This is a genomic window from Ramlibacter ginsenosidimutans (genome assembly GCF_016654015.1).
Classification (GTDB): Bacteria; Pseudomonadota; Gammaproteobacteria; order Burkholderiales; family Burkholderiaceae_C; genus Ramlibacter; species Ramlibacter ginsenosidimutans.
Genome location: NZ_JAEPWM010000006.1, coordinates 265865 through 290766, shown reverse-complemented (window position 1 = coordinate 290766; position 24902 = coordinate 265865). Strand labels below are relative to the sequence as shown.

25 protein-coding genes are annotated in these 24902 nt (G+C 68.7%); 6 read left to right on the top strand and 19 right to left on the bottom strand.

Annotated elements, in window-relative coordinates:
- Positions 1-368: 368 nt before the first annotated feature.
- The 3 genes from JJB11_RS16300 to JJB11_RS16290 form a co-directional block, all read right to left on the bottom strand.
- The gene (locus tag JJB11_RS16300; protein WP_201173575.1) at positions 369-1826 is read right to left on the bottom strand and encodes a Do family serine endopeptidase; all 1458 of its coding nucleotides are present in this window, start codon (positions 1824-1826) and stop codon (positions 369-371) included.
- Between the two features lie 69 nt (positions 1827-1895).
- Positions 1896-3203 carry a sensor histidine kinase gene (locus tag JJB11_RS16295; RefSeq protein ID WP_201173572.1) on the bottom strand — a complete coding sequence of 436 codons (1308 nt, stop codon included), beginning with the start codon at positions 3201-3203 and terminating at the stop codon, positions 1896-1898.
- Positions 3203-3862 (bottom strand): response regulator, encoded by a 660-nt coding sequence (locus JJB11_RS16290; RefSeq protein WP_201173569.1) that lies wholly within the window; start codon positions 3860-3862, stop codon positions 3203-3205. Before JJB11_RS16290 ends, JJB11_RS16295 begins: the two co-directional genes overlap by 1 nt.
- Before the next feature lie 108 nt (positions 3863-3970).
- Between JJB11_RS16290 and JJB11_RS16285 the strand changes: the two genes are divergently transcribed.
- Both JJB11_RS16285 and JJB11_RS16280 read left to right on the top strand, forming a co-directional pair.
- Entirely contained in the window at positions 3971-4795 is an 825-nt protein-coding gene (locus JJB11_RS16285) for a lysozyme family protein (protein WP_201173566.1), read from the top strand.
- 111 nt (positions 4796-4906) lie between these two features.
- Positions 4907-5500: a hypothetical protein gene (locus JJB11_RS16280; protein ID WP_201173563.1), complete on the top strand. Its 594-nt coding sequence runs from the start codon at positions 4907-4909 to the stop codon at positions 5498-5500.
- 108 nt (positions 5501-5608) lie between these two features.
- Here JJB11_RS16280 and JJB11_RS16275 read toward each other — a convergent pair whose 3' ends face one another.
- The 9 genes from JJB11_RS16275 to JJB11_RS16235 form a co-directional block, all read right to left on the bottom strand.
- Positions 5609-6079, bottom strand: coding sequence for an Hsp20/alpha crystallin family protein (locus JJB11_RS16275; protein WP_201173562.1), 471 nt, complete (start codon positions 6077-6079; stop codon positions 5609-5611).
- 111 nt (positions 6080-6190) lie between these two features.
- On the bottom strand, positions 6191-6478 hold the full coding sequence (locus JJB11_RS16270) for an acyl carrier protein (RefSeq protein ID WP_201173559.1): 288 nt from the start codon (positions 6476-6478) through the stop codon (positions 6191-6193).
- Positions 6479-6482: 4 nt separating this feature from the next.
- Entirely contained in the window at positions 6483-7457 is a 975-nt protein-coding gene (locus JJB11_RS16265) for an acyl-CoA desaturase (RefSeq protein WP_201173556.1), read from the bottom strand.
- Positions 7454-9160 carry a fatty acyl-AMP ligase gene (locus JJB11_RS16260; protein WP_201173553.1) on the bottom strand — a complete coding sequence of 569 codons (1707 nt, stop codon included), beginning with the start codon at positions 9158-9160 and terminating at the stop codon, positions 7454-7456. The genes JJB11_RS16265 and JJB11_RS16260 overlap by 4 nt, the downstream gene beginning before the upstream one ends.
- Positions 9138-9671, bottom strand: a complete 534-nt coding sequence (locus JJB11_RS16255) for an ApeI family dehydratase (RefSeq protein WP_201173550.1) — start codon at positions 9669-9671, stop codon at positions 9138-9140. Before JJB11_RS16255 ends, JJB11_RS16260 begins: the two co-directional genes overlap by 23 nt.
- A 5-nt stretch (positions 9672-9676) precedes the next feature.
- Positions 9677-10927: a beta-ketoacyl-[acyl-carrier-protein] synthase family protein gene (locus JJB11_RS16250; RefSeq protein WP_201173547.1), complete on the bottom strand. Its 1251-nt coding sequence runs from the start codon at positions 10925-10927 to the stop codon at positions 9677-9679.
- Between the two features lie 8 nt (positions 10928-10935).
- Positions 10936-11196 (bottom strand): acyl carrier protein, encoded by a 261-nt coding sequence (locus tag JJB11_RS16245; protein ID WP_201173544.1) that lies wholly within the window; start codon positions 11194-11196, stop codon positions 10936-10938.
- A gap of 24 nt (positions 11197-11220) precedes the next feature.
- The gene (locus JJB11_RS16240) at positions 11221-11970 is read right to left on the bottom strand and encodes a hypothetical protein (protein WP_201173541.1); all 750 of its coding nucleotides are present in this window, start codon (positions 11968-11970) and stop codon (positions 11221-11223) included.
- The gene (locus JJB11_RS16235) at positions 11967-12731 is read right to left on the bottom strand and encodes an alpha/beta fold hydrolase (protein ID WP_207190028.1); all 765 of its coding nucleotides are present in this window, start codon (positions 12729-12731) and stop codon (positions 11967-11969) included. Before JJB11_RS16235 ends, JJB11_RS16240 begins: the two co-directional genes overlap by 4 nt.
- Positions 12732-12952: 221 nt before the next feature.
- Here JJB11_RS16235 and JJB11_RS16230 point away from each other — a divergent pair, with 221 nt between their 5' ends.
- The 4 genes from JJB11_RS16230 to JJB11_RS16215 are packed head-to-tail and all read left to right on the top strand — an operon-like array spanning position 12953 to position 17868.
- On the top strand, positions 12953-14644 hold the full coding sequence (locus tag JJB11_RS16230) for an ABC1 kinase family protein (protein ID WP_201173535.1): 1692 nt from the start codon (positions 12953-12955) through the stop codon (positions 14642-14644).
- 20 nt (positions 14645-14664) lie between these two features.
- A complete protein-coding gene (locus JJB11_RS16225) occupies positions 14665-15849 on the top strand; it encodes an alpha/beta fold hydrolase (RefSeq protein ID WP_201173532.1) in 1185 nt (394 codons plus the stop codon).
- 40 nt (positions 15850-15889) lie between these two features.
- Positions 15890-16666: a LuxR C-terminal-related transcriptional regulator gene (locus tag JJB11_RS26580; RefSeq protein ID WP_201173530.1), complete on the top strand. Its 777-nt coding sequence runs from the start codon at positions 15890-15892 to the stop codon at positions 16664-16666.
- Between the two features lie 38 nt (positions 16667-16704).
- The gene (locus JJB11_RS16215; RefSeq protein ID WP_201173529.1) at positions 16705-17868 is read left to right on the top strand and encodes a serine hydrolase domain-containing protein; all 1164 of its coding nucleotides are present in this window, start codon (positions 16705-16707) and stop codon (positions 17866-17868) included.
- A gap of 24 nt (positions 17869-17892) precedes the next feature.
- Here the strand turns inward: JJB11_RS16215 and JJB11_RS16210 are convergent, their stop codons facing one another.
- The 7 genes from JJB11_RS16210 to JJB11_RS16185 form a co-directional block, all read right to left on the bottom strand.
- Entirely contained in the window at positions 17893-19350 is a 1458-nt protein-coding gene (locus JJB11_RS16210) for an aminotransferase-like domain-containing protein (protein ID WP_201173527.1), read from the bottom strand.
- Between the two features lie 60 nt (positions 19351-19410).
- Positions 19411-19536 (bottom strand): hypothetical protein, encoded by a 126-nt coding sequence (locus tag JJB11_RS26385; protein ID WP_277988835.1) that lies wholly within the window; start codon positions 19534-19536, stop codon positions 19411-19413.
- Between the two features lie 80 nt (positions 19537-19616).
- A complete protein-coding gene (locus tag JJB11_RS16205; RefSeq protein ID WP_201173524.1) occupies positions 19617-20723 on the bottom strand; it encodes an ATP-binding protein in 1107 nt (368 codons plus the stop codon).
- A gap of 204 nt (positions 20724-20927) precedes the next feature.
- The gene (locus JJB11_RS16200; protein WP_201173521.1) at positions 20928-21902 is read right to left on the bottom strand and encodes a tripartite tricarboxylate transporter substrate binding protein; all 975 of its coding nucleotides are present in this window, start codon (positions 21900-21902) and stop codon (positions 20928-20930) included.
- A 26-nt stretch (positions 21903-21928) separates the two neighbouring features.
- The gene (locus tag JJB11_RS16195; protein ID WP_201173518.1) at positions 21929-22945 is read right to left on the bottom strand and encodes a phosphotransferase family protein; all 1017 of its coding nucleotides are present in this window, start codon (positions 22943-22945) and stop codon (positions 21929-21931) included.
- Positions 22942-23712: a glucose 1-dehydrogenase gene (locus tag JJB11_RS16190; RefSeq protein WP_201173515.1), complete on the bottom strand. Its 771-nt coding sequence runs from the start codon at positions 23710-23712 to the stop codon at positions 22942-22944. The genes JJB11_RS16195 and JJB11_RS16190 overlap by 4 nt, the downstream gene beginning before the upstream one ends.
- Positions 23709-24878, bottom strand: a complete 1170-nt coding sequence (locus tag JJB11_RS16185; RefSeq protein ID WP_201173512.1) for an acyl-CoA dehydrogenase family protein — start codon at positions 24876-24878, stop codon at positions 23709-23711. The genes JJB11_RS16190 and JJB11_RS16185 overlap by 4 nt, the downstream gene beginning before the upstream one ends.
- Positions 24879-24902 lie beyond the last annotated feature (24 nt).

Below are 24902 nucleotides of genomic sequence, written 5' to 3'. Positions count from 1 at the left end.
AGGAGCGGGTGCCGCTAGATCTACGACACAGGTTCCAAGCCCAAAGGCTGGCGACGGCGTGCACCCGCTCCGCCCGGGTTGCCCCGAACTCTTAGAGTCTAGGAAAGAAACATACAAGGCTGGTGGTGAGCCGCAGGCGAACCCCAGCTCGCTGCGCTACGCCGGATCGCTGGGGTTCGCGCTGCTCACCGCCAGCCTACGAGGGCCCGTCGCGCCCGTTAACGGCATGAGGGCCCCTCCTCTTCCACGCCGCCTGCCGCGACGCCCACCGGGCTCCGAAGAGCGCACGACTTCGTCCGCCCCGCAGATCGGCGAACAACCAAAAAAAAGCGCCGCTCGCGGCGGCGCTTGGGTCGGGTGGCTGAGCGTCAGCCCAGCCGGATCGGCACGAAGATCTTGTCCTCGCCGCGCTGGATCAGCAGCGCGACGGATTTCTGCGACTTCGACACCGCGGCCTTGACCTGGTCGACCGTCGTCACCGGCGTGCCGTTGACGGCCAGCACGATGTCGCCCGGCTGCACCCCGGCGGCCTCGGCCGGACCACCCACTTCCTGGACCACCACGCCGGCACGGACGCCCACTTCCTTGCGCTCCTGCGGATCGAGCGGACGCAGCGCCAGGCCGAGACGGCCGCCCTGCTCGTTCTCCACCGCGGCGGCCGCCGTGGCCTTGTCGTTGCTCGGCGTGAGGTCAGCGGTGAGCTGCAGCTTCTTGCCCTGGCGCCACACGTCCATGGTCAGGTGCTCACCCGGCTGCGCGAGGCCCACCACCGCCGGCAGGTCGCCGGAGGAGATGATGGGCTTGCCGTTGGCCGAGCGGATCACGTCGCCGGGCTTCAGCCCCGCGCGGTCCGCGGCGCTGCCCTTCTCCACGTTCGCGACCAGCGCGCCTTCCGGCCGGTCGAGTCCGAAGGAGTCGGCCAGGGTCTGGTTGACTTCCTGCACCGCGACGCCCAGCTTGGCGTGCTCCACCTTGCCGTGCGAAACGATCTGGTCCTTGATCTTCGCGGCCAGGTCGATCGGGATGGCGAAGGACACGCCCTGGTAACCGCCCGACTGGCTGTAGATCTGCGAGTTGATGCCGACCACTTCACCGCGCGCGTTGAACAGCGGACCGCCCGAGTTGCCGGGGTTCACCGCGACGTCGGTCTGGATGAAAGGCACGGCGCTGTCGTCCGGCAGCGAACGGCCCTTCGCGCTCACCACGCCTGCGGTGACGGTGTTCTCGAAGCCGAACGGCGCACCGATCGCCAGCACCCATTCGCCGACGCGCAGCTTGTCGCTGTCGCCGAGCGTCACGACCGGCAGGTTGGTCGCGTTGATCTTCAGCACCGCGACGTCGGTCTTCGGGTCGCTGCCCAGCACCTTCGCCTTGAACTCGCGCCGGTCGGTGAGCTTGACCACCACCTCGGTGGCGTCCTTCACCACGTGGGCGTTGGTCATGATGATGCCGTCGGCACCCACGATGAAGCCCGAGCCCATGCCCCGCACCGGCACTTCGCGCTGGGGAACGGCGCCGCCGCGCTGGAACTGGCGGAAGAACTCCATCGGGTCGCTCATGTCGGGCGTGGCGCGCGCCTTGCCGCTGACGCTGATGTTCACCACGGCCGGACCGTAGCGTTGCGTGATCAGCGGGAAATCGGGCATCACCACGGTGCCGCCGCCGGGCGTGGGCGACTGGACGGTGGCCGGCGCCATGGGCGGAAGCACGGCGGCCGTGGCCGGCGTGCCGGCGTGGTGGGCCGCTTCGACGGCCGCGCCACCGATGATGCCGGCGCCCAGCAGGGCGAGCACCAGGGGCACGGACTTGAGTTTGGTGTTGTTCACGAAGGCTCCTCTGCGGACAGGGTGGATTTTGGTACCCCCCGACTATGCGGCCGCAGCCTTAGACCAGGCTTAAGAAACTTCGGCCGGCAGGCGCAGTTCGGCACGCAGGCCGCCCAAGCTGGCTGAGCGGCCCAGCCGGACCTGCGCGCCCAGCCGTTCTGCCACGGTGCGCACGATCGCCAGGCCGAGCCCGCTGCCCTCGGCGTCGCTGCCGGGCACGCGATAGAAGCGGTCGAACACGCGCGGGAGTTCCGCCTCCGGAATGCCCGGTCCGCTGTCCTCGACGGCGAGCCATGGGCCTTCGGCGTCGCGCCCGTGGGCGATGTCGATCCGGCCGCCGGCGGGCGTGTACTTGATCGCGTTGTCCAGCAGGTTGCGCAGGATCAGGAGCAGCGACTCGCGGCTGCTGGTGATGCGCAAGGGCTCGCTGGTCGCGAGCCCGAGATCCAGTTGCTTCGCGTGCGCACCTGCGAGCCGCTCCGACACGGCCTCGCGCGCGAGCTCCTCGAGGTCGATGGCTTCGCTGGCCTGCTCCGGCTTGCCTTCCAGGCGCGCCAGCGCCAGCAGCTGCTCGACGAGCCCGATCGAACGCTCGATGCCCGCGCGCAGCGCGGTTATGGCCGCCTGGCGCGCCGTATCGTCGCGCGCCCGCTCCGCCGCTTGCAATTGCAGCTTCAACGCCGTCAGCGGCGAGCGCAGTTCGTGCGCCGCGTCCGCGACGAAATGGGCCTGCGCCTGCAAGGTGTCCTGCACGCGTGCGAACAGCGCGTTCAGTTCGCCCACGAGCGGCCTCACCTCCTCGGGCACCCCCTCCGCCGAGAGCGGCGAGAGATCGCGCGCCGCGCGCGTGGCGACCTGCCGCCGCATGCGCGCGAGCGGCGCGAGGGAGCCGCCGATCACCGCACCCACCGCGAGCATCAGCAGCGGCGCCAGCAGCAGCACGGGCATCACGGCGCCGAGCGCGAGCTCGCGGGCCCGTGCTTCGCGCGCATCGAGGTCCTGCGCGATCTGGATGGTGTGCTCGGGCGTCTGCAAGGTGTAGATGCGCAGCCGCACGCCCTGCACGCGCGAATCCGAGAACCCGAGCACGGCCGGCGCCGGCAACTCCTTGCGGTTGGAGCGGTACAAGGTGGTTCCGTCCGGTCCCCACACCTGCACCGAATACTCGGACGCATCTTCGCCGGGTGCGAACGGCACGCCGCCATGCACCGAGCGCGCGACTTCTTCCAGGTGGTAGTCGAACATGCGGTCCGCTTCGCCCAGCGCCGAGCGATAGGCGATGCCGGCCTGCAGCACGGTGACGAAGCCGATCGCCACCAGCACCAGCGTGAGCAGGCGTCGGCGCAGCGACCAGGTAGTGGCGGTGCGTTTAGCCATCAGTCTCGCGGCACCACGTAGCCGAGGCCGCGTACGGTGCGGATGAAGTCGGCGCCGAGCTTCTTGCGCAGGCCGTGCACGTACACCTCCACCGCGTTGCTGCTCACCTCGTCCTTCCAGCTGTAAAGTTTCTGCTCCAGCTGCGCCTTGGAGAACACGACGCCGGGTCGCTGCAGCATGGGCTCGAGCAAGGCCCACTCGCGTGGCGTCAGGCTCAGCGGCTGGCCGTTGACGCTGGCCTCGCGCGTGGCGGGGTTCAGCTCCACGCCCTTGTGCGTGATCAGCGGATCGCCCCGCGCTGCGCTGCGCCTGAGCAAGGCTCGCACGCGGGCCAGCAGTTCGTCCGTGTCGTAGGGCTTGACGATGTAGTCGTCGGCGCCGGCATCGAGTCCGGCCACGCGATCGCCGACGGCGTCGCGCGCAGTCGCCACCAGCACCGGCACCGGGTCATGGCGCGAGCGCAATGCGCGCAGCACGCTGAGCCCATCGGCCCGCGGGAGCCCGAGGTCCAGCAACACCAGGTCGTAGCGTTCAGCCAGCAAGGCAGCGTCCGCTGCCGATCCATCGCGTACCCAGTCCACCGCGTAATGCTCCGTGCGCAGCACGTCCAGCACGGCCTTGCCGATCATCGCATCGTCTTCGACCAACAGGATTCGCATGACGCCGTGAGCTTAACGCTGAAAAACTGCCTGCCTGAGCTCCGAACTCGGAGGCCTCCTACAACTCCATCGGAAGCCTCCTACACGAACACGAACAACCCGAGATCGATGCCGTCCACGAAAGCCACCATCTTCCGCGCCGCCTCCCTGTTCACCGTCCTCGGTGCCGTAGGAGCCCTGACGAGCCAGCTGGTTCCTTCCGTACCTGGCACGGCCACGACCGTGACCGCAGCAGCCGCCGTCGCGCACACCGCGAGTTCGGTGCGCCACGACGCCGCCGCTGCCGTTGCAGCGATCGCGGGTGCGTCGTCCGACGCCGTACCGGCCGTGCGGCTGGCCACGCCTGCTGCCAGTGTCGCGGTGAAGTTCGCCTCCGACGAAGCGCTGCGTGCGCACATCAAGTGGGTGCCGGTGCGCTTCGCCGGCGAGCAGACGCAGACGCTCGACGAAGCCTCGCGCCTGCTGCTCGTGCAGGCTGCCGCCGAGAAAGCAGGGCTCTCGGAAGTCGGCCTGGGCTACCAGGACGTCTATGGTGTCATCCAGGCCGAGACTTCCTGGATTCCGCGCCAGGGCAAGGGGCACAACGGCGTGATCAGCCTGGGCCTCGCGCAGTTCGAGCCGCGCACGGCCAGGGGCCTGGGCCTGAAGGACCCGCGCGATCCCGTGCAGGCCGTCTATGCCGCCGCCGTGAACATGAAGCACGGTGCGGAGTGGGCCGAAGACCGGATCGCGCATCTGCAACTGACGCCCGACCAGCGCGCGGCGAAGATCCGCGAAGGCGTGTCCATCTATTACAACCTGTCGGTCAAGGGCCGCAACAAGTGGGACGGCGTGAACACCGCCGAACTGCCCGCGGAAACCCTGCGCCACATCGTCAACACGCGGCAAGGCGCCGAGAAAGCCGCCGACCTCGCCGACGACCTGCTCGGCTGATACGTGCAACGCGCGGGCGCTGGCGGCACCAGCGGTCGCGCGCATGGGACCAACGGCCCATGGCGGCCGCCGAGCTTGGTAGCATGATGTGCGATGTCGGAGGTTCCCATCATGTCTGCGCTTCGCCTGATCGCATGCTGTTTCGCGCTGGCGTGCTGTTTCCACGCCGCCTCGGCGGCCCCGGCCGTCCAGGCGCTCGGCCCCGGTACGGCCGCGGGCGATGAACGCAACGTCGCGATGCGGCTTTCCGCCACCGGCACCGTGCTCGCCGTCGACCCGGCGGCGCGGCTGATGGCCGTGCGCGGCGGCCGCGGCATCATCACCTTCCGCCTCGATCCCAAGGTGCAGAACGCCGACCAGATCCGGGTCGGCGAACAGGTGCAGGTCGACTACGTCGCGGCCTTCCTGCTCGCGCGCAAACGCGGCGCCGCCGCGGTGCGCGATGCCCACCGCATCGCCGCACGCCGGGCGCCCAACGGTGAATCGCTGGAGGAAAGCTACGACCGGCCGATCCGCTTCGTGACCGAGATCCTCGCAGTCGACGAGGACAACATGACCATGCGCCTGCGCGGATCCACCGGCCAGGTGGAAGACTATCCGGTGAACGACCACGCGGCCCTCGCAGCCTCGCGTCCGGGCGACTACATGCTGGTCTCCATGAACCAGGCGGTCGCCGTGGGCGTGACCGTGCTTCCGCGCCAGTAGCAAACCGGCCGCGCGCGCGCCTCTCATCCCCCGAGCTGCGCGAGCGCGAAGCGCGAGGGCGCGCCGGCACCTCACTCGAGGACGAGTGAAGGCTGCGGACCCCGCGCTTCAGCCGTCCGCCGGCGTGCCGTCGCTGCCGGTGCGGATGGTGATCTCGCGCCTGGCGGTGTCTGCGGTCTTCGGCATCACGATGCGCAGCAGGCCATCGTCGAAGTTCGCCGAAATCTTGTCGCGCTCCACTCCGTCCGGGACGCTGACGGCAGTGCGCCAATCGTGCGAATCCGACTTCACCACGACACGATCGCTTTCCACGCTGACACTCAGGTCGCCGGCCGAGACGCCGGGGACTTCCACGTGCACGTAGTACGCCTTGTCGCCTTCGGACGTGTTCGCAGTGAACGGTCGTGTCGTGACGATGTCGACGCGCGCCGCGGCCGGCATCAACTGCGGCCGTGTGCTTTTCGTCGTGCAAGTGCCGGCAACCGTCGACGTGCCGGCCATCTGCGTCGTCGCCGCGGACGATGCATCTGCCAGCGCGGTGCCGATGATCTGCAGCGCCTGCATGCGCGTCTGGGACATGTTCTGTCCCACCTTGACCGCTGCCGGAGCCAAGCTCCCGAGCATTGCGGACGGACCAACCGCGAGAGTCACCATATCAGCCTCCTGGGCAGCACACGAAATGATGGAACATCAGCGCTGGCGGGAACCGAGTTCCGACCACACGAACGATGAAAGCGCGTCGATGCAAGGATATTCGTATCCGACGTAGTCCGGCAGCTTCATGGAGAAGCGCTCCTCCAGCTCGACCGCGAGGGTCGCGATCTGCAGCGAATCGAGACCGAGGGCCGCGAAGGGGGTCTGCCCGTCGACCTGCGCCGGCGGCAACTCTGCGCCTTCGAGGACGAGCGTGCGCACCACGGCCCGGATGTGCTCTTCCGATGTCCACACAAGCCCGAGGTCGTTGGTGTTGTTGCGCATGGTCTCACCTGGCAAGCAGTTCCAGCCGATGTTCCGGGCTCGGCTGGCGCAGGTCCCACGCGAGCCGCGCCCGGGCCAGCGCCAGCACGATGGCGGCGTTCAGGTCGAATTCCCACCAGCGCAAGCCATGCCGGAACGACGTGGGAAACGCGTGGTGGTTGTTGTGCCAGCCTTCGCCGAACGTGATCAGTGCGATCAGCGCGTTGTTGGCGCTCAGGTCGCGCGCCCGGAACGGCCGCGTGCCCCAGACATGGCACACCGAGTTCACCGACCACGTGCAGTTCTGGACGATCGCGATGCGGACCAGCCCGGCCCAGAAGAAGGCGTCCACCGCGGCGAGCGGATCGAGCGTGATCAGGCCGGCCACCAGCGCCGGACCCAGGAGCCCTGCTGCCAGGATGTCGAAGTAGTGCTTGTTCACCTTGCACAGCGCGCGGTCCTTGAGCAGGTCAGGGATGTAGCGCGTCCAATCGGCATACGGGGCGCGGAACACCCAGCCGTTTTCCGTGTAGGCGCCGAACAGCCATCCGACATGCGCATGGAAGAGCCCGGCCACGCGTCCGAAGGAATGAGGACCGCTGACTTTCGGCGAGTGGAAGTCGTCGGGCCGGTCCGCCGTCGGATGGTGGTGCCTGTGGGCGGACGCCCAGTGCAGGACGGGTCCCTGCGCGGCCAGCGATCCCGCCACGGCCAGCAGCACCCGGGTCGCGACACTCGCCTTGAACGACTGATGCGCCGCGAGCCTGTGGTAGCCGATCCCCACGCCTGCGATCGTCACGCAGTACAGCACGACCAGGAGCACCAGGCTGACGGGACGGATGCCGAAGTAGATCGCGTACGGCACCGAGGCCAGCAACGCCAGGCCGGGAACGCAGACGGTCACGAAGGTGATGACGCGTTCGCGCGTCGAGGCTGCGCGATTGAGCTTGACGGCGCCCGTGGCCGTCGCCGGACCATAGCTTCCCAAATGCATTCTCATGGCGCGCTCCACTTGGACGGATACGACTCGAGCACATGCTTGCCGGGAAAGACCTGCAGCGGTTGCCCGCAGGCGACGCGCCGCACCTTGCCGCTGGTGGTGCGGGGCACCGCACCGGCCCGGACCACCACCACGATGGCCGGGCGGATTCCGAAGCGTTCGACGACACACGCATAGAGCTTGCGCGAGACCGGCTCGCCCTCGGGGCTCGCGCCGTCGCGCGGCATCTCCTGCACGAGCACCAGTTCGCCGCCTTCGGGCGACCACACCTGGACCGCGACGCTGGCGCCGCCGTTCAAGCGGCTGTCGCAGTCCTGCATGGCCGCCTCGATGTCGAGGGCGTGCGTGGTCTTGCCGCCGATCTTGATCACGTCCTTGAGCCGGCCGGAGATGTACAAGCTTCCATCGAGCAGGAAGCCGAGGTCGCCGGTGCGCAGCCAGCTTTCGCCATCGACGGGGTGGCGCACCGAGGCTCCGGGAAGCATCGCGCCGTCTCTCCAGTACCCCGGACTCACGCTCGGTCCGGCAACGCAGACCTCGCCCACGTGATCGTCAGGCAGCACTTCCGCGCGCTCCGGATGGAAGATGGCCACCCGCACGCCCGATGCAGCCTCGCCGCAGCCCACCACGGGGCGCGCGTGCCCTGCCCCGGCCGCCGGGTCCGACTGCGACGCTTGCCGCTTCTGCAGCGCCGCGCCGCGCCTGTGCGCGGACACCAGCAGGCTTGCTTCCGCCAGGCCGTAGCAGGGGACGAAGCTGCCCGGGTCGAAACCGGCACTCGCAAACCGGCGCGCGAACGCGGCAAACACCTGGTCGTCCACGGGCTCCGCGCCACAGAACGCGACGCGCCATCGGTGCAGGGACAGTCCCGCCACTTCGTCCGGCCGGATCCGCTTGCAGCAGTGCGCGTAGGCGAAGGTCGGGCCCCCGCTGGTCGTGGCACCCAGTTCGGAAACGAGGGAGAGCCAACGCAAGGGTCTGCGCACGAAGTCGCCGGAAGCCATGAGGGTCACCGGGAACCCGGCGTACAAGGGCTGCAAGACCCCACCGACCAGGCCCATGTCATGGAAGTGCGGCAGCCACGAGACGCCCACGCTCTCTTCGTCATGCTCGAACGCCTGCCGGATCGCCTCCGAGTTGGCGAGCAGGTTGGCGTGCGTGAGCAGCACGCCCCGCGGATCCCCCGTCGAGCCTGAACTGAACTGGATCAGCATCTCGGGCCGGGACGCTACCGGTGGGCATGCCGCGGGATCCACCGGCGCCAGCTCGTCGATGCTGCTGGCAGGCCATCGCGCTTCTTCGAGCCCGCAGATCCGCAGCAGGGCCGCGAGCTTGCCGGTGGTCAGCACCAGGCCGGGGGCCGCGCTCTCGAGCAATCGCCGGATGCGCGCCACGTGCGCGGTGTCGAACGGACCTCGTGGCGGCGGCAGCGGCACGGCCACGAGGGCAGCCCAAGCGCACGCGAAGAAAGCGGTGACGAACTCGGGGCCGTGATCGAAGATCAGCGCCACGCGCGTGCCGGGCTCGCAGCGGGCGCGCAGGAAACTCGCCATGCCGGCCACGCGCGAAGCCAGGTCCGCATGCGTGAGTTCATCGCAGGCGCCCGGATCCGACTGGGTGAACCGATAGGCCACGCGCCCGGGCTGCGCATCGGCACGGGCCAGCAGCAGGCGTGCGAGGTCAGTGGCGTTGCGCAACGTCATGGCTCGCGGCAGTGTCGGATGCGGCCGGCCAGCAGCCGGCCAATGTTTCGCGGTCTGCAGCGAGCAGCGTCGCTGCGATGCGAGCGACGGGTCCCGCAGCCGTGGCAACCTCGCCTTGCACGAGTGCGCCCCGCGCGTTGGCTCGCGTCAGGGTCGCGCTGTACACGAGACGCTCCCCCGGTCGAACCAGCGCGACGAAGCTCGCTTCGCGAATCCTCGCCACCAGCACGACCTGGTCGGACCCGAGTCCCCGTGCGAAACGAAACAGCAGCGCGGCGGCCTGGCCGAATCCTTCCGCGATGAGGGCGCCCGGCATCACCGGCAGGCCGCGGAAGTGCGCATCCAGCCAGGGCGCTGCGCCCGGAACGCGGTAAGTGGCACGGCACGCCTGCGGGCCGAGCTCTTCCACCGCATCGAGGAACAGGTAGTCGAGGCCATAGCCCAGCGCAGCGCCCAGCGACTGCCTGGTCCAGCCGGCCTCGGTGTTCCCTGCCATGGCAGCGTGGAGCACGGCGCTTACTCCTGCGGCGCCCGCTTTAGGATGAGGCACGCGTTGGCGCCACCGAAGCCGAAGCTGTTGGACATGCAGATGCCGATGGCGGCCGCTTGCGGCCGGGTCGAGATGGGCAGATCGGCGAACGCCGGATCGGGCGATTCGATGTTGATCGAAGGCGCGATGAATCCGCCCTCCATCATCGCCAGGCAGTAGATCGCCTCGTGCACCCCGGCCGCGCCGAGTGCATGGCCGGTCATGGACTTGGTGGAGGACAGCGGCGGCACCTCGCCGCGGAACACGGAGCGGATGGCAGTGATCTCCGCGCCGTCGCCCAGCGGGGTCGAAGTGCCATGCGTGTTGATGTAGCCGATCTCGTGCGGATGCACTTCTGCGTCTTCGAGGGCCTGGGCGATGCACTGCGCGGCCTGCCGCCCCTGCGGATCCGGCGCCACCAGGTCGAAGTTGTCGCAGTTCGCCCCGAAGCCCACCACCTCGCCGCGAATGTGCGCCTTGCGCGCCAGCGCCAGGTCCATCGCCTCCAGCACCACGATCCCCGCTCCCCCGCTCGCGACAAAGCCGTCGCGTCGGCTGTCGTACGGGCGCGAGGCGGCTTGCGGCCGATCGTTGAAATGCGTGGAGAGTGCAACGCGCAAGGCCTCGAGCGCACAGATCTGCAACTCGCCGAAGTCCTCGGCGCCACCGACCAGCGCACGATCGACCTTGCCTGCCTGGATCAACTCATAGCCATGGCCGATCGCGTGGGCGGAGGTGGCGCAGGCCGAGCTGACCGAGTACGTCCGTCCGCGGATGCCCAGGGCAAAAGCGACCATGGCGCTCGGCTGGCTGGTCATGGAACGAAGCACCGTATAGGGACTGATCAACTGCGGCTTGTTCGCATACAGCAGGCTGGCGGCCTTGTGGATCGCTTCGGCGCCGGCGACACCGCAGCCGGCGAGGCAGGCCGTGCGCGACGAGCGCAGGTCGTCGTCGCCGAGCCGGGCGTCCCGGACCGCATCGATGGCAGCGAGCACGATGTGCAGGCCCGCCGGCGAGAGCGCCGGACGCAGCTTCGGAGAGAGCTCCTCGGCGCGGGCGCCGTCCACCTGCACGGCGCCGCCGACGAGGCTCTTGAGCCCGTGCTCCCGCCACTGCGGCATCGCCCGCACTCCACTCTCGCCGCGCTGCAGCTTCCCGGCAACCTCGGTGTAGTCGTTGCCAAGCGAGCTCACCAGCCCGACCCCGGTCACCGCCACCCGCCTGCGCCTGGCCATGGCTCGCCTCAGCTCGTTTGCGCCGGCTTGTCGGCGAGCACCATCAACACATCGCCCACCGTCTCCAGGGCGCCGAGCTCATCGTCCGACAGCTCGATGCCGTACAGCTCCTGCAGTTCGAGCACCAGCTCCATGGACTGCAGCGAAGTGATGCCCAGGTCCGCGAGGGCGGTGTCCAGCTCCACGGAATCCACAGTGACCTTGCGTTCGCAGAGTGCCAGCAGTTTCGTGAGAAGCTGCGCGGCGCGGGGATCCGAGGGTTGTCGCATGGCGATCTCCTTGCTGTTGCCCTGTCACTGGAAGTCTGGCTCGCCCTCGCCTCGGCTCTCCGCACCCGTCAGGCGAGCCCGGGACTGGATGCGAAGGAACAGGCGATCCGGGTCCGTGCCGAGGTCCTCGAAGGCGCCACCGATGCGATCCAGCAGGCGAACGAGCGAAATGCGCACGCGTTCGACTTCGTCGTCCGCATGCATCGGCAGCTCGGCGACCGAAAGGTAGCGGCGCGTCAGGCGCACGTGGCGCGCCTCGTCGGAACGGATGCGCGCCGCGATGTCCCGCAGCCGCGGCGCCTTCTCCAGCGCGGCCCCGGACTGCAGCAGCGCGCTCAGGATCAGGCAGACCGCGGAGTCCAGCTCGCGGATGCGCAGGAAGTGCAGGCGGGGATCGCTGCTGGCCAGCCGCAGGTAGAAGCCGCGTGCCTCCAGGCGCAGTTGCTCGCGCTCAGCGCACACGGGCAGCAAGGCACGAAGCGCGTCGATGATGTCGCTGTGCACCTCCTCGTCGCGCGCGATCGCAAGCATCGTCTTGCCCGCCGAGGGCGCACCTCTCGCAAACGAGGCCTGCGACGCGGTCGAAAAGACGTGGATCGCCGACTCCTCGCCGCATGCGAGCACGGGGAGAATGCGCGCGAGCGCGTCCGCGGCTGCGCTGCCGAGCCCGACCATGCAGCCCTCGTCGATGACCGGACGGACCGGTTCCCACGCCGCATTGCGCGGCCCCTGCGCGCGGGCGCTGCGAACCGGAAAGCAGACCGCGGACGTCATACCGTCTGCGCCGGCGAGTGGACGTCGACGAACCGCAGGACGGCGTCGCCGTAGAGGGCGGGACACTCGAACATCGGGGAGTGGCCGCAGCCGTCGATCGTGCACAGGCTGTTCCAGACCGCGGGCAAGGCGCGCAAGCGCTCCACCGGCGTGACCTGGTCCTGGCCGCCCCATACGAACAGCGTCGGGCACGCGAGACGCCGCACCGCATGTTCACTGTCGTAGGTTTCGAGCGCGAGCACGTAGCGCGCGATGTTGACGATCGTGCGCGTCTGCTGGAAAGGTGCGAGGCACCGGGTCACCACCTCATCCGTCACGAGATCGTGGTTCACGCACAGGCGCCGCGCGACCTCGAGCGCATCCTCGCGCGTGTAGCGGAGTTTCGGCCGGATGCCCAGTCGCGCCGGTCCGCCCAGGCCGGGCACGCCGCTGAGCAGGAGACCCGCAATCCGTTCCGGGTGGCGCCGCGCCGCTTCCAGCGCGACGACGCCTCCGACGGAGTTCCCGGCCAGGAACACCGATGAGAGGGCGTGCTGGTCCAGGGTCTCCAGGAGATCGTCGACGAGCGCGCCGAAGGGGTCGTCGATGTGGGCCTTGCGCTCCGCATAGGCATCACGCAGGACCAGGCAGTGCTGGCCTGCCTCGGCCAGCAGCGTGGCGGCGGCGGACCAGATCCAGTCGCCAGCGAACAGGCCCGGCAGCATCACCAGCGACGTGCTGGTCGACTCCGCAACTCCGAAAGCCTGGACGCTGGATTTCAACGCTACCTCCATCGCCGCAACGAGCACGGCAGGGCGCACGCGAACGCACATCTTATGGAGCGTCGAAGTGGCCTCCAGCGCATTGATCCATCACCTTGTGGAGGGAATCCACCTAAGCCCGCAGGTCCGAAACGGCCGCACGCGGCCCGGCCTTGACTTCGACCGCGAACGGCAGCAGCCTTGTGCCGCTGTTGCAGCCCTTGCCCCAAATGCGGCGTCCAATGCTCTCGTCCCACAGCGTGGGCCACCGGCTCGTGCGCCTGCTGCCGCGCGTGGTCCTCTTGCTGCTGGCCATCACCGGCGCGCGCATCCTCCTGCGGTTCGGACGCATGACGCCGGCCGAGTTCGACCACTATGTCGGTCGCGAGCTGCGCGACAACATGATGCGGGCCTCCGGGGTCTTCGTGAAATTCGGCCAGATCCTCTCGATGCGACCCGACGTGCTGCCTTATGCCGTTTGCCAGGAGCTCGCCCAACTACTCGACAGCGTGGCACCGGAACCTTACGAGGAAAGCGCAGCGACGCTGCGGGAGAGTTGGGGCGGAACGCTGCGCACCAATGAAATCGTCAGCATGGAAGTGCGGCCCCTCGCCGCGGCATCCTTCGCGACGGTGTATCGCGCCGTGCTCGCGAACGGGACGCGCGTGGCCGTCAAGGTGCAGCGGCGCCACATCGAAGGCGTGGTGCGTGCGGACCTTCGCATCCTGCACCTGATCGCGCTCGTGCTGGACTCGCTCACCACGTTCGGGCGGCTGTCCATCACGGCGCTGGTCGAGGACTTCGCCGCCTGGACCCAGGAGGAACTGGATTACACCCGGGAGGCGGCGCAGATGTCCCGCATGCGCGATGCGCTGGGCGATGACAGCGCCTGGATGGTGATCCCCCGCGTGCACTGGGAGTTCTGCTCCACGCGCGTGCTGGTGGTCGATCTCCTCGAAGGCACCTGGCTGAGCGAACTCGTCGCGCACCGGGACCGCGAGCGGGACGACCGCGACCGCATCGCGCGGGCCATCTTCAGCTTTCTCATGCGACAGGCGTTCGAACTCGGCTACTTCCACGCGGACCCGCACGCAGGCAACCTCTGCCTGCTGGACGACGGCCGCATCGGCCTGGTCGACTTCGGGATCATCGGCCACATCGGGAAGGCCTTCCAGGAGACCCAGGTCACGCTGCTCAGCTCGATCGAAACCAACGACATCGATTCGGCGTTTGCCGCACTGAGCCGGATCCTGGAGATCCCGCCGGATGCGGACATGGACCGCTTCCGCACGCTCGTCGAGCGCAACTTCAACTCGTGGGTCCTGCGGCAGCACCAGCCCAACCTGCCCACCGTCGACCGCAGTGCGTCGCAACTGCTGATCGCCAACTTCCGCGCCGCACGGGAATGCAACCTGGCGTTCAGCCAGCCGGCGGCCCGCTACTACCGCGCGTTCATCGTGCTGGACTCGGTGATCGTTTCGCTGTCGGATTCGTTCAATCACCGGGAAGAGATCAGCCGGTACTTCCGCGAGCGATCCACCCGTGTCACGCGGCAGATCCGCGACCGGCTCGGAACGGCGGAAGGACGCGACTTCGCGCGCGCGCTGCTGACACGCCTGACCGGGCTTGCGCCCCAGCTCGCGACCCGCATCGAGCAGGAGCTGCAGCAGAAGCAGCAACCGGACTGGAGCACCAGCCAGTCGCGACTCGGCTGGTCCAACTTCCTGCGGGTCGCGGGATGGAGCGTGGCGCTGTTCGGCGTGCTCGCTTTGGCCAGCGCGATCGTGGACCGGACGATGGGCGTGCCGCCGCCGCTCGCGCTGCTGCCCGCTCTTTTTCTCAGCCTGCCGATGGCGGCGCTCCTGGCCGGTGCCGGACTGTTGCTGCTCTGGGCCAGCCGGTACATGCGCGTGAATGCGTTCCGCCACGGCTAGCGCGAACGCCGGGAACCTGCATGGCTGCACCTCGCTTCCCGACCGGCTATCACGCCCTGCATCCGGACGTCGACTTCAACTTCCAGATGAATCGCTGGTACAACTGGATCGGGGAGGCGGCGGCGCTGGAGGACATGCAGCGCGTCGCCGGACGCATCCGCGATCTCTCCGACTGGATACGCGAGTTCGTCGCGCTCGCGGCGGCAGCAAGGCAACAGGGCCGCACCCTTGCCGCGGCCTTCTATGAACGGGCCGCCAACTTCTACATGCTGCCCGGCGACCCGGAGCGCAGCCGCGCCCGCAGCGCCTTCCTGCGCGACCTCACCGAGGTTTACGGCGATGCCCTGTCGGACCGGCACGCCGTCCCTTATGACGACGGACGCGAACGCGGCGTGCTTCCCGCCTACCGCTTGCGCCATCCCTCCCCGACTTCCACCGTGCTGGTCTTCGGCGGCTTCGATACCTACATCGAGGAGCTCGTGCAGGCCTTGCTCGCCGTGCGCGACGGCGGCTACGAGGTGATCGCCTTCGACGGGCCGGGACAAGGCGGCGCCCTGCTCGACTCCGGCCTGCACCTCACGCCCGACTGGCACCGGCCGGTCGGCGCCGTGCTCGACCACTTCGGTGTCGACGACGCGGTCCTCGTCGGCGTCTCCCTTGGAGGCGGGCTGGTCCTGCGCGCGGCGGCGCGGGAGCCGCGGATTTCCCGCGTCGTCGCCTACGACGTCCTCGACGACTTCTACGAGGTGGTCACCGCGCGGGCCGGACCGACGCAGCGGGGCATGCTGCGCCGCCTGCTCACGGCCCGGCTCGACCGCGCAGTGAACGGAATCGTCGGCAAGACGGCCCGCAGCGACCCATCCTCCCTGTGGGGGCTGCAGCAGGGAATGGAGGTGACGGGGACCGGATCGCCCGCCGCATTCCTGCGGGCAGCGCGCGCGCTGAACACGTTCGACGTCTCCGCGAGTGTCTCGCAGGACGTGCTGATCCTGGCCGGCGCGGAAGATCACTACGTGCCGGTCGCACAGTGCTGGAGGCAGTCGGCCGCCCTGACGCAAGCCCGTTCGGTCACCGCACGCGTGTTCACCGCGGCGGAAGACGCGGCCAGCCATTGCCAGGTCGGGAACTACGGCCTCGTGCTGGACACGATTCTCGCCTGGCTCGCCGTACTGCGAACGCGAGTGGAGGCTACGCCCGCCGCCTGATCGACTCTTCCCCGGGAGTGCTGGAGCATCGAACGTTTTGGTGACGCGCACTCGTCATCGAAAGTTCTCTGTGCTACAAGGGATACGCTCGACATCGGCAACAAGCCAGCGTGCCTCGCAGCTCAGCAATGCCTGGGCAGTGGGAAGGGGGGATGATGTGGACCAGCAAGACCTGAGCTCGATCGGCATTCACGTTGATGGACGCGGATCTCTTTCCAGGGATGGCTTCGCGCTGGCGCTGATCTTCAACGAGCTCGCCCACGGCGTGGTGCTCGCTGCCGGCGATGGTCGCGTGATCAGTGCCAATCCGGCGGCGATCGAGGAATTCCGAAAGCAGAAGGCACTGCTCCTGCGCGACGGCGTCGTGTGCGGCCCCGATTCGCGCCAGGGCGCGAAGTTGTCGCAGGCCCTGCGCAGCGCACGCGAGGGCAAGCGCACCCTGATCACCCTGGGCAACCGCGAACCGGAGCGCCTGATCGTGCTGGCCATCCCGGTGCCGCGGAGCTCGACCGCTCGCACCGTCGACTGCGTTGCCTTGTTCCTGTCGCGCGGCTCGGTGTGCGAGAACCTGATGCTCGCTTCCTTCGCCTGCGCGCATCGGCTCACGTACATGGAGGTGGAAGTCCTCACCATGCTGTGCCAGGACCTCACCGGACCCCAGATCGCGTCGCGGTTGAACATCCAGGTGTCCACCGTCCGCACGCACATCCGCAGCTTGTGCTGCAAGACCCGCAGCAGCAGCGTGCGGGCGCTGGTGTCGACGATTGCGATGCTGCCGCCACTGCGCGGACGCGCGGCGGTGGATAAGCTTCAGTGATCGGCTGGCGGCCAATCCCATGAAGCAGGGGGGCGGATATGGAACGGCGCCGGTTTGCTTCCGTTCTGGGTGGCACTGCGATTGCCGCGCTCACCGGGATCCCCGCGTACGCGGACCGACCGGAAAGCTGCGGTGTTCCGCAGGCGGGAGTGGACGGCTGGCCGGTCGTCTTCCCGGATGAGGACACATTCATTGACCGGGCTGCGTTGTGCAGGATGGCCGACGGCCTCGTGGCCTCGGGCGCGAACATTCACGCCGTGCTGGTTGCCCACCGAGGGAAGCTGGTGTTCGAGCGGTACTTCACCGGCCTCGACGAGGTCCCCGGCTACATCTTCGGCGAGCGCATCGCCAATGTCACGTTCGACGCCGCCACCTTGCACAACGTGAAGTCGGTCTCCAAGAGCGTCGCCTCGCTCGCGCTCGGAATCGCGATCGACCAAGGGCTGGTTCGCAGCATCGACGAACCGGTGTTCAGCTTCTTCCCCGAGTTCTCGGACCTGCGCACGCCGCAGAAGGATCGCATCCTGCTGCGGCACGCCCTCGACATGACCATGGGTCTCCAGTGGATCGAGGCCACTCCGGCCACCGGCGATGCCAACGACGAGGTCCGCATGCACCTGTCGCCGGACCCGTGCCGCTACGTCCTCGGCCTGCCGGTGGTCACGCCTCCGGGACAGGCATTCCATTACAACACCGGCGCGCTCGCGCTTGTGTCGGCGGTCGTTCGCAAGGCTGTGGGGCGGCCCCTCGACGAATTCGCGCGTGCCAACCTGTTCGAACCCCTCGGAATTTCTTCGGCGAAGTGGAACCGGGTTGGCGGCGATACGGACGCTGGCGGCGGATTGCGCTTGCGCCCCCGCGACATGGCCAGGATCGGACAACTCGTGCTCGCCGGGGGGCGCTGGAACGGCCGCCAGGTCGTTTCCAGGTCCTGGATCGACGCCTCCACGGCTGCGAACATCCAGGCGACGGACGATCAACTCTATGGCTACCTGTGGTGGCTGGGCCGGGCCCGGGCCAACCGGCGCGTGATCCAGTGGATAGGCGCGCTCGGTCGCGGCGGCCAGTCCATCCGCATCGTCCCGGAGCTCGATCTCGTCGTCGTGGTGACCGCGGGCTATTACCAGGACTACAGCCCCAAGGCTTTCCGCGTGCAGTTCGGTGTGTTCCGGGACGTTCTGCGGGCGGTTCGGGACCTGTGAAACCCGGCCGCGAATCGTCGCCTTTCACGCGGTCTCCAGCCCGGCGCCCTCGCGCCTGCTGCGGCCCTGGGCGACTTGCTCCTGCAGCAATTTCCCCAGGAGCTCGATCCCTTGTTCCTGTTCCGGACCGCACTCGCCGCTGTAGTTGAGCCGCATGCAGTTCCTGAACAGGCGGGTCGGTGAGAACATGGGTCCCGGAGCGAAGCAGACGCCGTGGGGCGCCGCTTGCCAGTACAGCTCCAGGGCATCGTAGCCTTCGGGTAGCTCCACCCACAGCTGGTAGCCGCCTTGGGGCTGCGTGGCAGTCGTGCCCTCGGGGAATTGCCGCGCCACCGCTTGCGCGAGCGTGGCCTGCCGGTTCTTGAGCTTGGTGCGCATTTGCCGCAGGTGCTTGTCGAAGCCCCCGTGCGCCAGGTACTCGGCCAGGGCCAGCTGCGCCGGCAGCGAGGTGCCCAGATTCAGGGACAGCTTTTTGCGCGTCACCTCGGAGACGAAACGGCCGGGCGCGACCCAGCCGACACGGAAGCCCGGCGCCAGCGATTTCGAGAACGACGAGCAATGCATGACGAGCCCCGACCGGTCGTAGGCCTTTGCAGGCGCGGGCCGCTGATCGGTGAAATACAGCTCCGCATAGACGTCGTCCTCGATCAGCGGCACCTGGTGCCTGTCCAGCAGGTCCACCAGCGCCTGCTTGCGTTCTGGATTCATCAAGGTACCGAGTGGATTCTGGAACGTCGTCATCATCCAGCAGGCCTTGGGCCGGTGCCTCAGGATGGCAGCCTCCATGGCGTCGAGCTCAACTCCATCGCGCGGATGCGTGGCGACCTGCACGGCGCGCAGGCCGCGCGCCTCGAGCGACTGCAGCGCGCCGTAGAAGCTCGGACACTCGATCACCACAGCGTCGCCCGGCCGGGTCACGGCGTCCAGGCAGAGGTTCAGTGCTTCCAGCGCCCCGTTGGTGACGATCACCTCGTCCGCATCGACCGCCAGGCCGTCGGCGCCATAACGGATCGCGATCTGCCTGCGCAGCTCGGCGCTGCCGGGAGTGATGTCATGCAGGATCTGCTCCGGTCGCAGCGAGCGGCTCGCCACCTGCAGGGCCTGTGCCAGGCGAGGTAGCGGGAACAGGTGCGGACTCGGAAAGGCGGATGCGAACCAGGCGTCGTCGTGCACGCGAGCGCCCTCCAGGATCTGGAGGATCAGGTCGCTGACGTCGAGGGACACCGCTTCCGATGTCGGCCGGGACGCACGCGCAGGTTCCCCCGGCAGCTTTTGTGCCGGTGCAACGAAGTAACCCGATCGCTCGCGGGCCCGGATCAATCCTCTCGCTTCAAGGAGGTAGTAGGCCTGGTACACCGTGGACAGGCTGACGCCCCGGCTGCGGCTCGTGTACCGCACGGAGGGCATCCTCTCGCCGGCGCGGAGTGTGCCGTTGCGAATCGAGAGTTCCAGGTCCGACGCAAGCGACTCGTAGAGGGTCATCGACCGCCTCCTTGCGCCCAGTATGCGGCCGCCACGGCACTCTGACCAGAGCGCAGGGACTCATGCGACGATCGTGCGTGTCACGGCGCCCTGCTGTACGAGCTGCTCGAGCACGCGCTGCGCTTGAGTCGGCGCCATGCGCGAGTGATGCAGGAAGCTGTCATGCGTCATGGGCCCGATGGACATTCGCGACAAGGTACGCAACAGGGGTGCCGTCCTCCAGGTCGATGGAAGATCCGGCCACGAGCGGAGCCTGTACACCGTGGTCATGCGTATGCCTGTCCCTGCGCGACGGCCAGAGGCTCGCTGTGCGAGGCAAACGTGAAGAAGAAGCTGGCGCCGTGGCCAGGGGACGAAGTGGCCCAGACGCTGCCGCCATGGCGTTCCACGACCCTGCGCACGATGGCGAGGCCCACGCCGCTGCCGTCGAAGTGGTGGCGTTCGTGCAGGCGCTCGAACGGCGTGAACAGGCGCGTCGCATCGCGCATGTCGAAACCGGCGCCGTTGTCCTGCACGCAGTACACCGCACCCTGCGCGCCGTGCAGGCAGCGCAGGGAAATCCTGGCATCCGGGCGGCTCTGCGTGAATTTCCAGGCGTTGCCCAACAGGTTGGAGAGCAGCAGCCGCAGCAGTTCGGGGTCGCCTGCAACCGTCAGGCCCTGCTCGATTTCGACGTGCACCTCGCGATCGGCATCGCGGGACCGCAGCAACGCGATGGCCTCGGATGCGAGTTGCGACACGTCCACCGTCTCGCGTTGCACGGGGCGCGTGGCAAGAGGCGAGAACTGCAGCAAGGCATCGAGCAGGTCGCCCAGCTGGCGCTGCGCATTGAGCACTCGCGAAAGGTACAAGCGCCCCGTGTCGCTCAGGGCGCCGCGCTCCCGATCGTGCAGGGCTTCGGCGAACCCGTTCGCGATGCCGAGCGGAGCCTTCAGTTCGTGCGGAATCGCCCGCCCGAAGATCTCCCACTCGAGCAGCGCGGACAGCAGGCGCTGCGCCGTGGCGTCGTAGTCGCCGGACCCCGGACTGATACCGGGGAGTTCCTGGATGGTCCCTTTCAGCGAAGGCGTGCCGTCCGGACCTTGAGAAGCCAGGAAGGCGGTGAGCCGCACGCGCTTGCGGCGTCCCGTACTGGCCGTGAGACCCACGACGATGTCGAGCGGCTCCCCCAGGCGGAAGCACTGGAGCGCGGCGTCGAACACGCGAGGCCGGTCCTGCAGGTCGATGAAGTCCAGGGCTTCCCAGATGCTCACCGCGCGATCGGCTGAGAATTCGTGGATCCGCCTGGCTTGAGGGGACCACATCACACGCCAGCCGTCCACATCGACGGCGAAGGCGCCGGCCAGTTCCGCCTTCGGTTCCTCGAGGTTCACTTACGCTCCCAACGATCCAATCCCGCAAGGTTAGGGCCGCTGCGCGTCGCGCAAAAGAAGCAGATGGCCGGCGAAGAACCGGTCCAGTTTCAGGCTGCGGAAGCCCTTCGGCGAGGCCGCGCGAGCGGAAGGAAAACGTGGCGCAGGGCGGCCAATGCGCCGCCCTGCCCTACGGCGTCGGATGGAAGGCGGCCGCGCGGAACATCACTCCTTCGAAACGGTCCGGGCGATCGCCTCGTACGCCTTGCGGTCCTGGTCGATCTGCCGCGTCCATTCCGCGCCGCCCAGGAAGGACAGGAAGGGCGCGTCATTCGGAGCTGCCTTGATGTACTCAGGATCCTTCATGGCTTCCTGGATGGCCTTCTCCAGCCTCGCCACGATGGGCGCGGGGACGCCGTTGGGCGCCGCCAGGCCGCGCTCGGCCGTCATTTCGACGGGCAGGCCCAGCTCGAACGTGGTGGGAACGTTCGCGATGCGCTGCACCTTGTTCTTGGAGAACTGCGCGAGCAGGCGGACCGGCGTCGCCTCGGTCTCCGGATCCTGGATCTCCGATGCCGCCAGGAAAGCGATGTCCAGGGTGTTGGATCCCAGCGCGACCTTCTGCTGAGCCGTGCCGTTGTAGGGGATCCCGTTGAATTTCACGCCCGCCACGCCTTCCAGCCGCGCCATGGCCAGGTGCCCGTTCGTGCCGACCCCGTTGTGCCCTGCGGAGATCGAGTTCGGCTTCGCCTTGAGGGCGGCGAGCACCTGCTTGAGATCGGTGATCTTGCTGTCCTTGCGCACGACCATGATGGTCGGATCGCTCACCACGCGCGCGAGCAGCGTGAGGTCCCGCATCGTGTAGGACGACTTGCGGTACATCGGCACGAAGAAATAACCGGGCAGGTTCACCACCACCAGCGAGTAGCCGTCGGGCTTGGCGCGCATGACGGTATTGATCGCGACCTCGCCCGAGGCACCGGGCCGGTTCTGGATGATCAGGTTGGCGTTGCCGCCGAGGTGCTTGGCGACGAAGGGTGCGAGGGTGCGAACCATCACGTCGGTGGCGCCGCCCGGGGCGAAACCGACCGTGATCGTGATCGGCGCGTCCGAGGGCCAGGCGGCATGGGCAACCGTTGCCGCCGCGAGGGCGCCGGCCGCGAGGCCCGCGCGCAGGAAGGAAGGGAAGGAAAAGTGCATCGTTGTCTCCGTTGTGTCGTGAAGGGTCAGGCCTCGTTGCGTTGCACGATGGCCAGGGCGAGGTTTGCGAGGGGCGCCGCCCGGGCGCCGACTTCCACCGCGTCGTGCGCGGCCGCGGTGCCGTCGGCGGCGCGCTGCGCGATGCCGTGCAGGATCGCCGCCATGCGGAACAGGTTGTACGCCATGTAGAAATCCCAGTGCGCGATGGCGAGGCCCGTCGCCTTCGCATAGGCGGCGACGTACTCACGTTCGCCCGGAATGCCCAGCGCAGCGAGGTCCGCGCCGGCCATGCCGCGCCACACCTGCGGCGCGACCCGCCACGCCATGCAATGGTAGGAGAAGTCGGCCAGCGGATCGCCGAGCGTGGACAGCTCCCAATCGAGGACGCCGATGACCCTCGGCTCGCTCGGATGGAACACCAGGTTGTCGATGCGGTAGTCGCCGTGCACGAGGCATGTCCGCGCATCGGCAGGGACGTGCGCCGGCAGCCATGCCATCAGCTCCCGCATTCCGGCGGGCAAGGGAACCGTGGCGCGTGCGCACTGGTCCACCCAGCGCGTCACCTGGCGCGCCACGTAGTTGCCCGGCTTGCCGAACGAAGACAGCCCCAGCGCCTCCGCGTCCAGGGAATGCAGGCAGGCGATCACGCGGTTCATGTCGCGGTAGATTCCGGAACGCTCCTCCCGCGGGCACTGCGGCAACGCGGGATCGGCGAGCACGCGGCCCTCCAGGAATTCCATCAGGAAGAATGGCGTGCCGGTCACGGCTTCGTCCGCGCACCAGGCCAGCATGCGCGGGACGGGCACGCCGCTGGCCGCCAGCGCGTGCATCACGCGGTATTCGCGGTCGATCGCATGCGCCGACGGCAGCAGCTTGCCCGGCGGCTTCTTGCGCAGTACGAAGTCGCCGCGGTCGGTGCGGATGCGGAAGGTCGGGTTCGACTGGCCGCCCGCGAGCGCGTCGATCCGCGGTTCGGCTGCGCCGGCGAAATCGTGCTCGCGCAACCAGGCGCGCAGCGCGGGAACGTCCAGGCCGCCGGTCACAGCGAACTCACCAGGTGCGCGCCGTCCACGGCGACGGTCGCGCCAGACATCGCGCTGCCGGCGTCCGACGCGAGCAGCAGCAGCGGTCCGTCGAGATCCTCCAGCTCGCCGAAGCGCCGGCTCGGGATGCGCGCGCGCAGCTTCTGCCCGGGCTCGCTTTCGAGGAATTCGCGGTTCAGGTCGGTGACGATGTATCCGGGCAAAAGCGCGTTCACGCGGATGCGGTGCCGCGCCAGCTCCAGCGCCATCGCCTTGGTGGCCTGCACCACCGCGGCCTTGGAGATGGCATACGGCGCCACGCCGCCGGCCACGCGCTCGCCGAGGATCGAGGCCACGTTGACGATGGCGCCGCCCTCGCCTGCCTGCACCATCCGGCGCGCCGCTTCCGTGGCCACCAGCCAGCATCCCTTCAGGTTGGTGTCCAGCACGAGGTCGAAGTCCTCCTCCGTCTGCTCCAGGAGCGAACGCGTGACCGTGACGCCGGCGTTGTTCACGACCACCTGCGGCGCTCCCCACGCGCAAACCTCGTCGAGGCACGCGCGCACGCTCGCCGACCGGGTCACGTCCAGCGCGACGGCGCGCGCCTGCCCGCCCTGTGTCCGGATGCCGTCGACCAGCGCCTGCAAGGGCTCCGTGCGCCGGGCCGCGACGACGACGCGTGCGCCGACGGACGCGAGCAGCTGCGCGAAATGCGCGCCCAGGCCACTGGACGCTCCGGTGACCAGCGCGACCTTGCCGTCGAGGCGGAAGCTGTCGATGCCCTTCACGCGCGCTCCCCGCCGCCGCGCACCAGCTTGCGCGCCATGCTCCAGCGGTGCACCTCGCTCGGGCCGTCGTAGATGCGGAAGGCGCGCATGTCCATGAAGATGCGCATCACAGGCTTTTCCGCCGTGACGCCCTGGCCGCCCAGGATCTGCACGCAGCGGTCCACCACGCGCCATTCCGCCTCGGAACACGCCACCTTGGCGCGGCTCGATTCGAAGCCGCCGCGCTCGCCGCGATCCAGCAGCCAGGCCGTATGCCAGATGTGCAGGCGCGCCGTCTGCAGGTCGATGTCGTTGTCGGCCAGCATGAAGCCGACGCCCTCGTGCTCCGCCAGCGGCTTGCCGAACGCTTCGCGCTGGCGCGCATAAGCGAGGGCCTCGTCGTGGGCGCGGCGCGCCTGCCCGAGCCAGCGCATGCAGTGGGTGAGGCGCGCGGGTGCCAGGCGCACCTGCGCGTAGCGGAAGCCCTGCCCCACCTCGCCCAGTACGTCGGCGGCGGGGACCCGCAGGTTCTCGAAGACGAGCACGCCGTGGCCGCCGGCGAAGCAGCTGTCCATCGCATCCATGTTCCGCTCCAGGCGGATGCCGGGACGGTCCATGTCGGTGAGGAACATGGTGGCGGAGCCGTCTTCCATCTTCGCCATGACGATCGCGTAGTCGGCGCCGTCGGCCCCGGTAATGAACCACTTGCGGCCGTTGATGACGTACTCGTCGCCATCGCGCACCGCGGTGGTTTGCAGCATCGATGGGTCGGCACCCGCGCCCTCCGGCTCCGTCATCGCGAAGCACGAGCGCGTGTGGCCGGCCACCTGCGGCTTCAGCCAGCGCTCCCTCTGGGCGGGCGTGGCGACTTCTTCCAGCAGGTGGATGTTGCCCTCGTCGGGCGCGTGGATGTTGAGCGCGGTCGGGCCCAGCCAGGAGTAGCCGGCCTCCTCGAAGACCAACGCCTTGCCGAAGTGGCTCAGGCCCAGGCCGCCCATCGCGCGCGAAGCGTGCGGCGTGAGCAGGCCGGCGGCGCGACCACGCGCCACCAGTTCCATGCGCAGCTCGGCCGAAGGTCCGTGCCCGCCTTGCGGCACTTCGCGCTCCAGCGGCAGGATCTGCTCGGCGACGAAGCGGCGCGTGCGTTCCTGCAGCTCGCGCAGGTCGTCGGGAATGGCGAAGTCCATCAGTCGGGGATCCGGTTCGGGTTC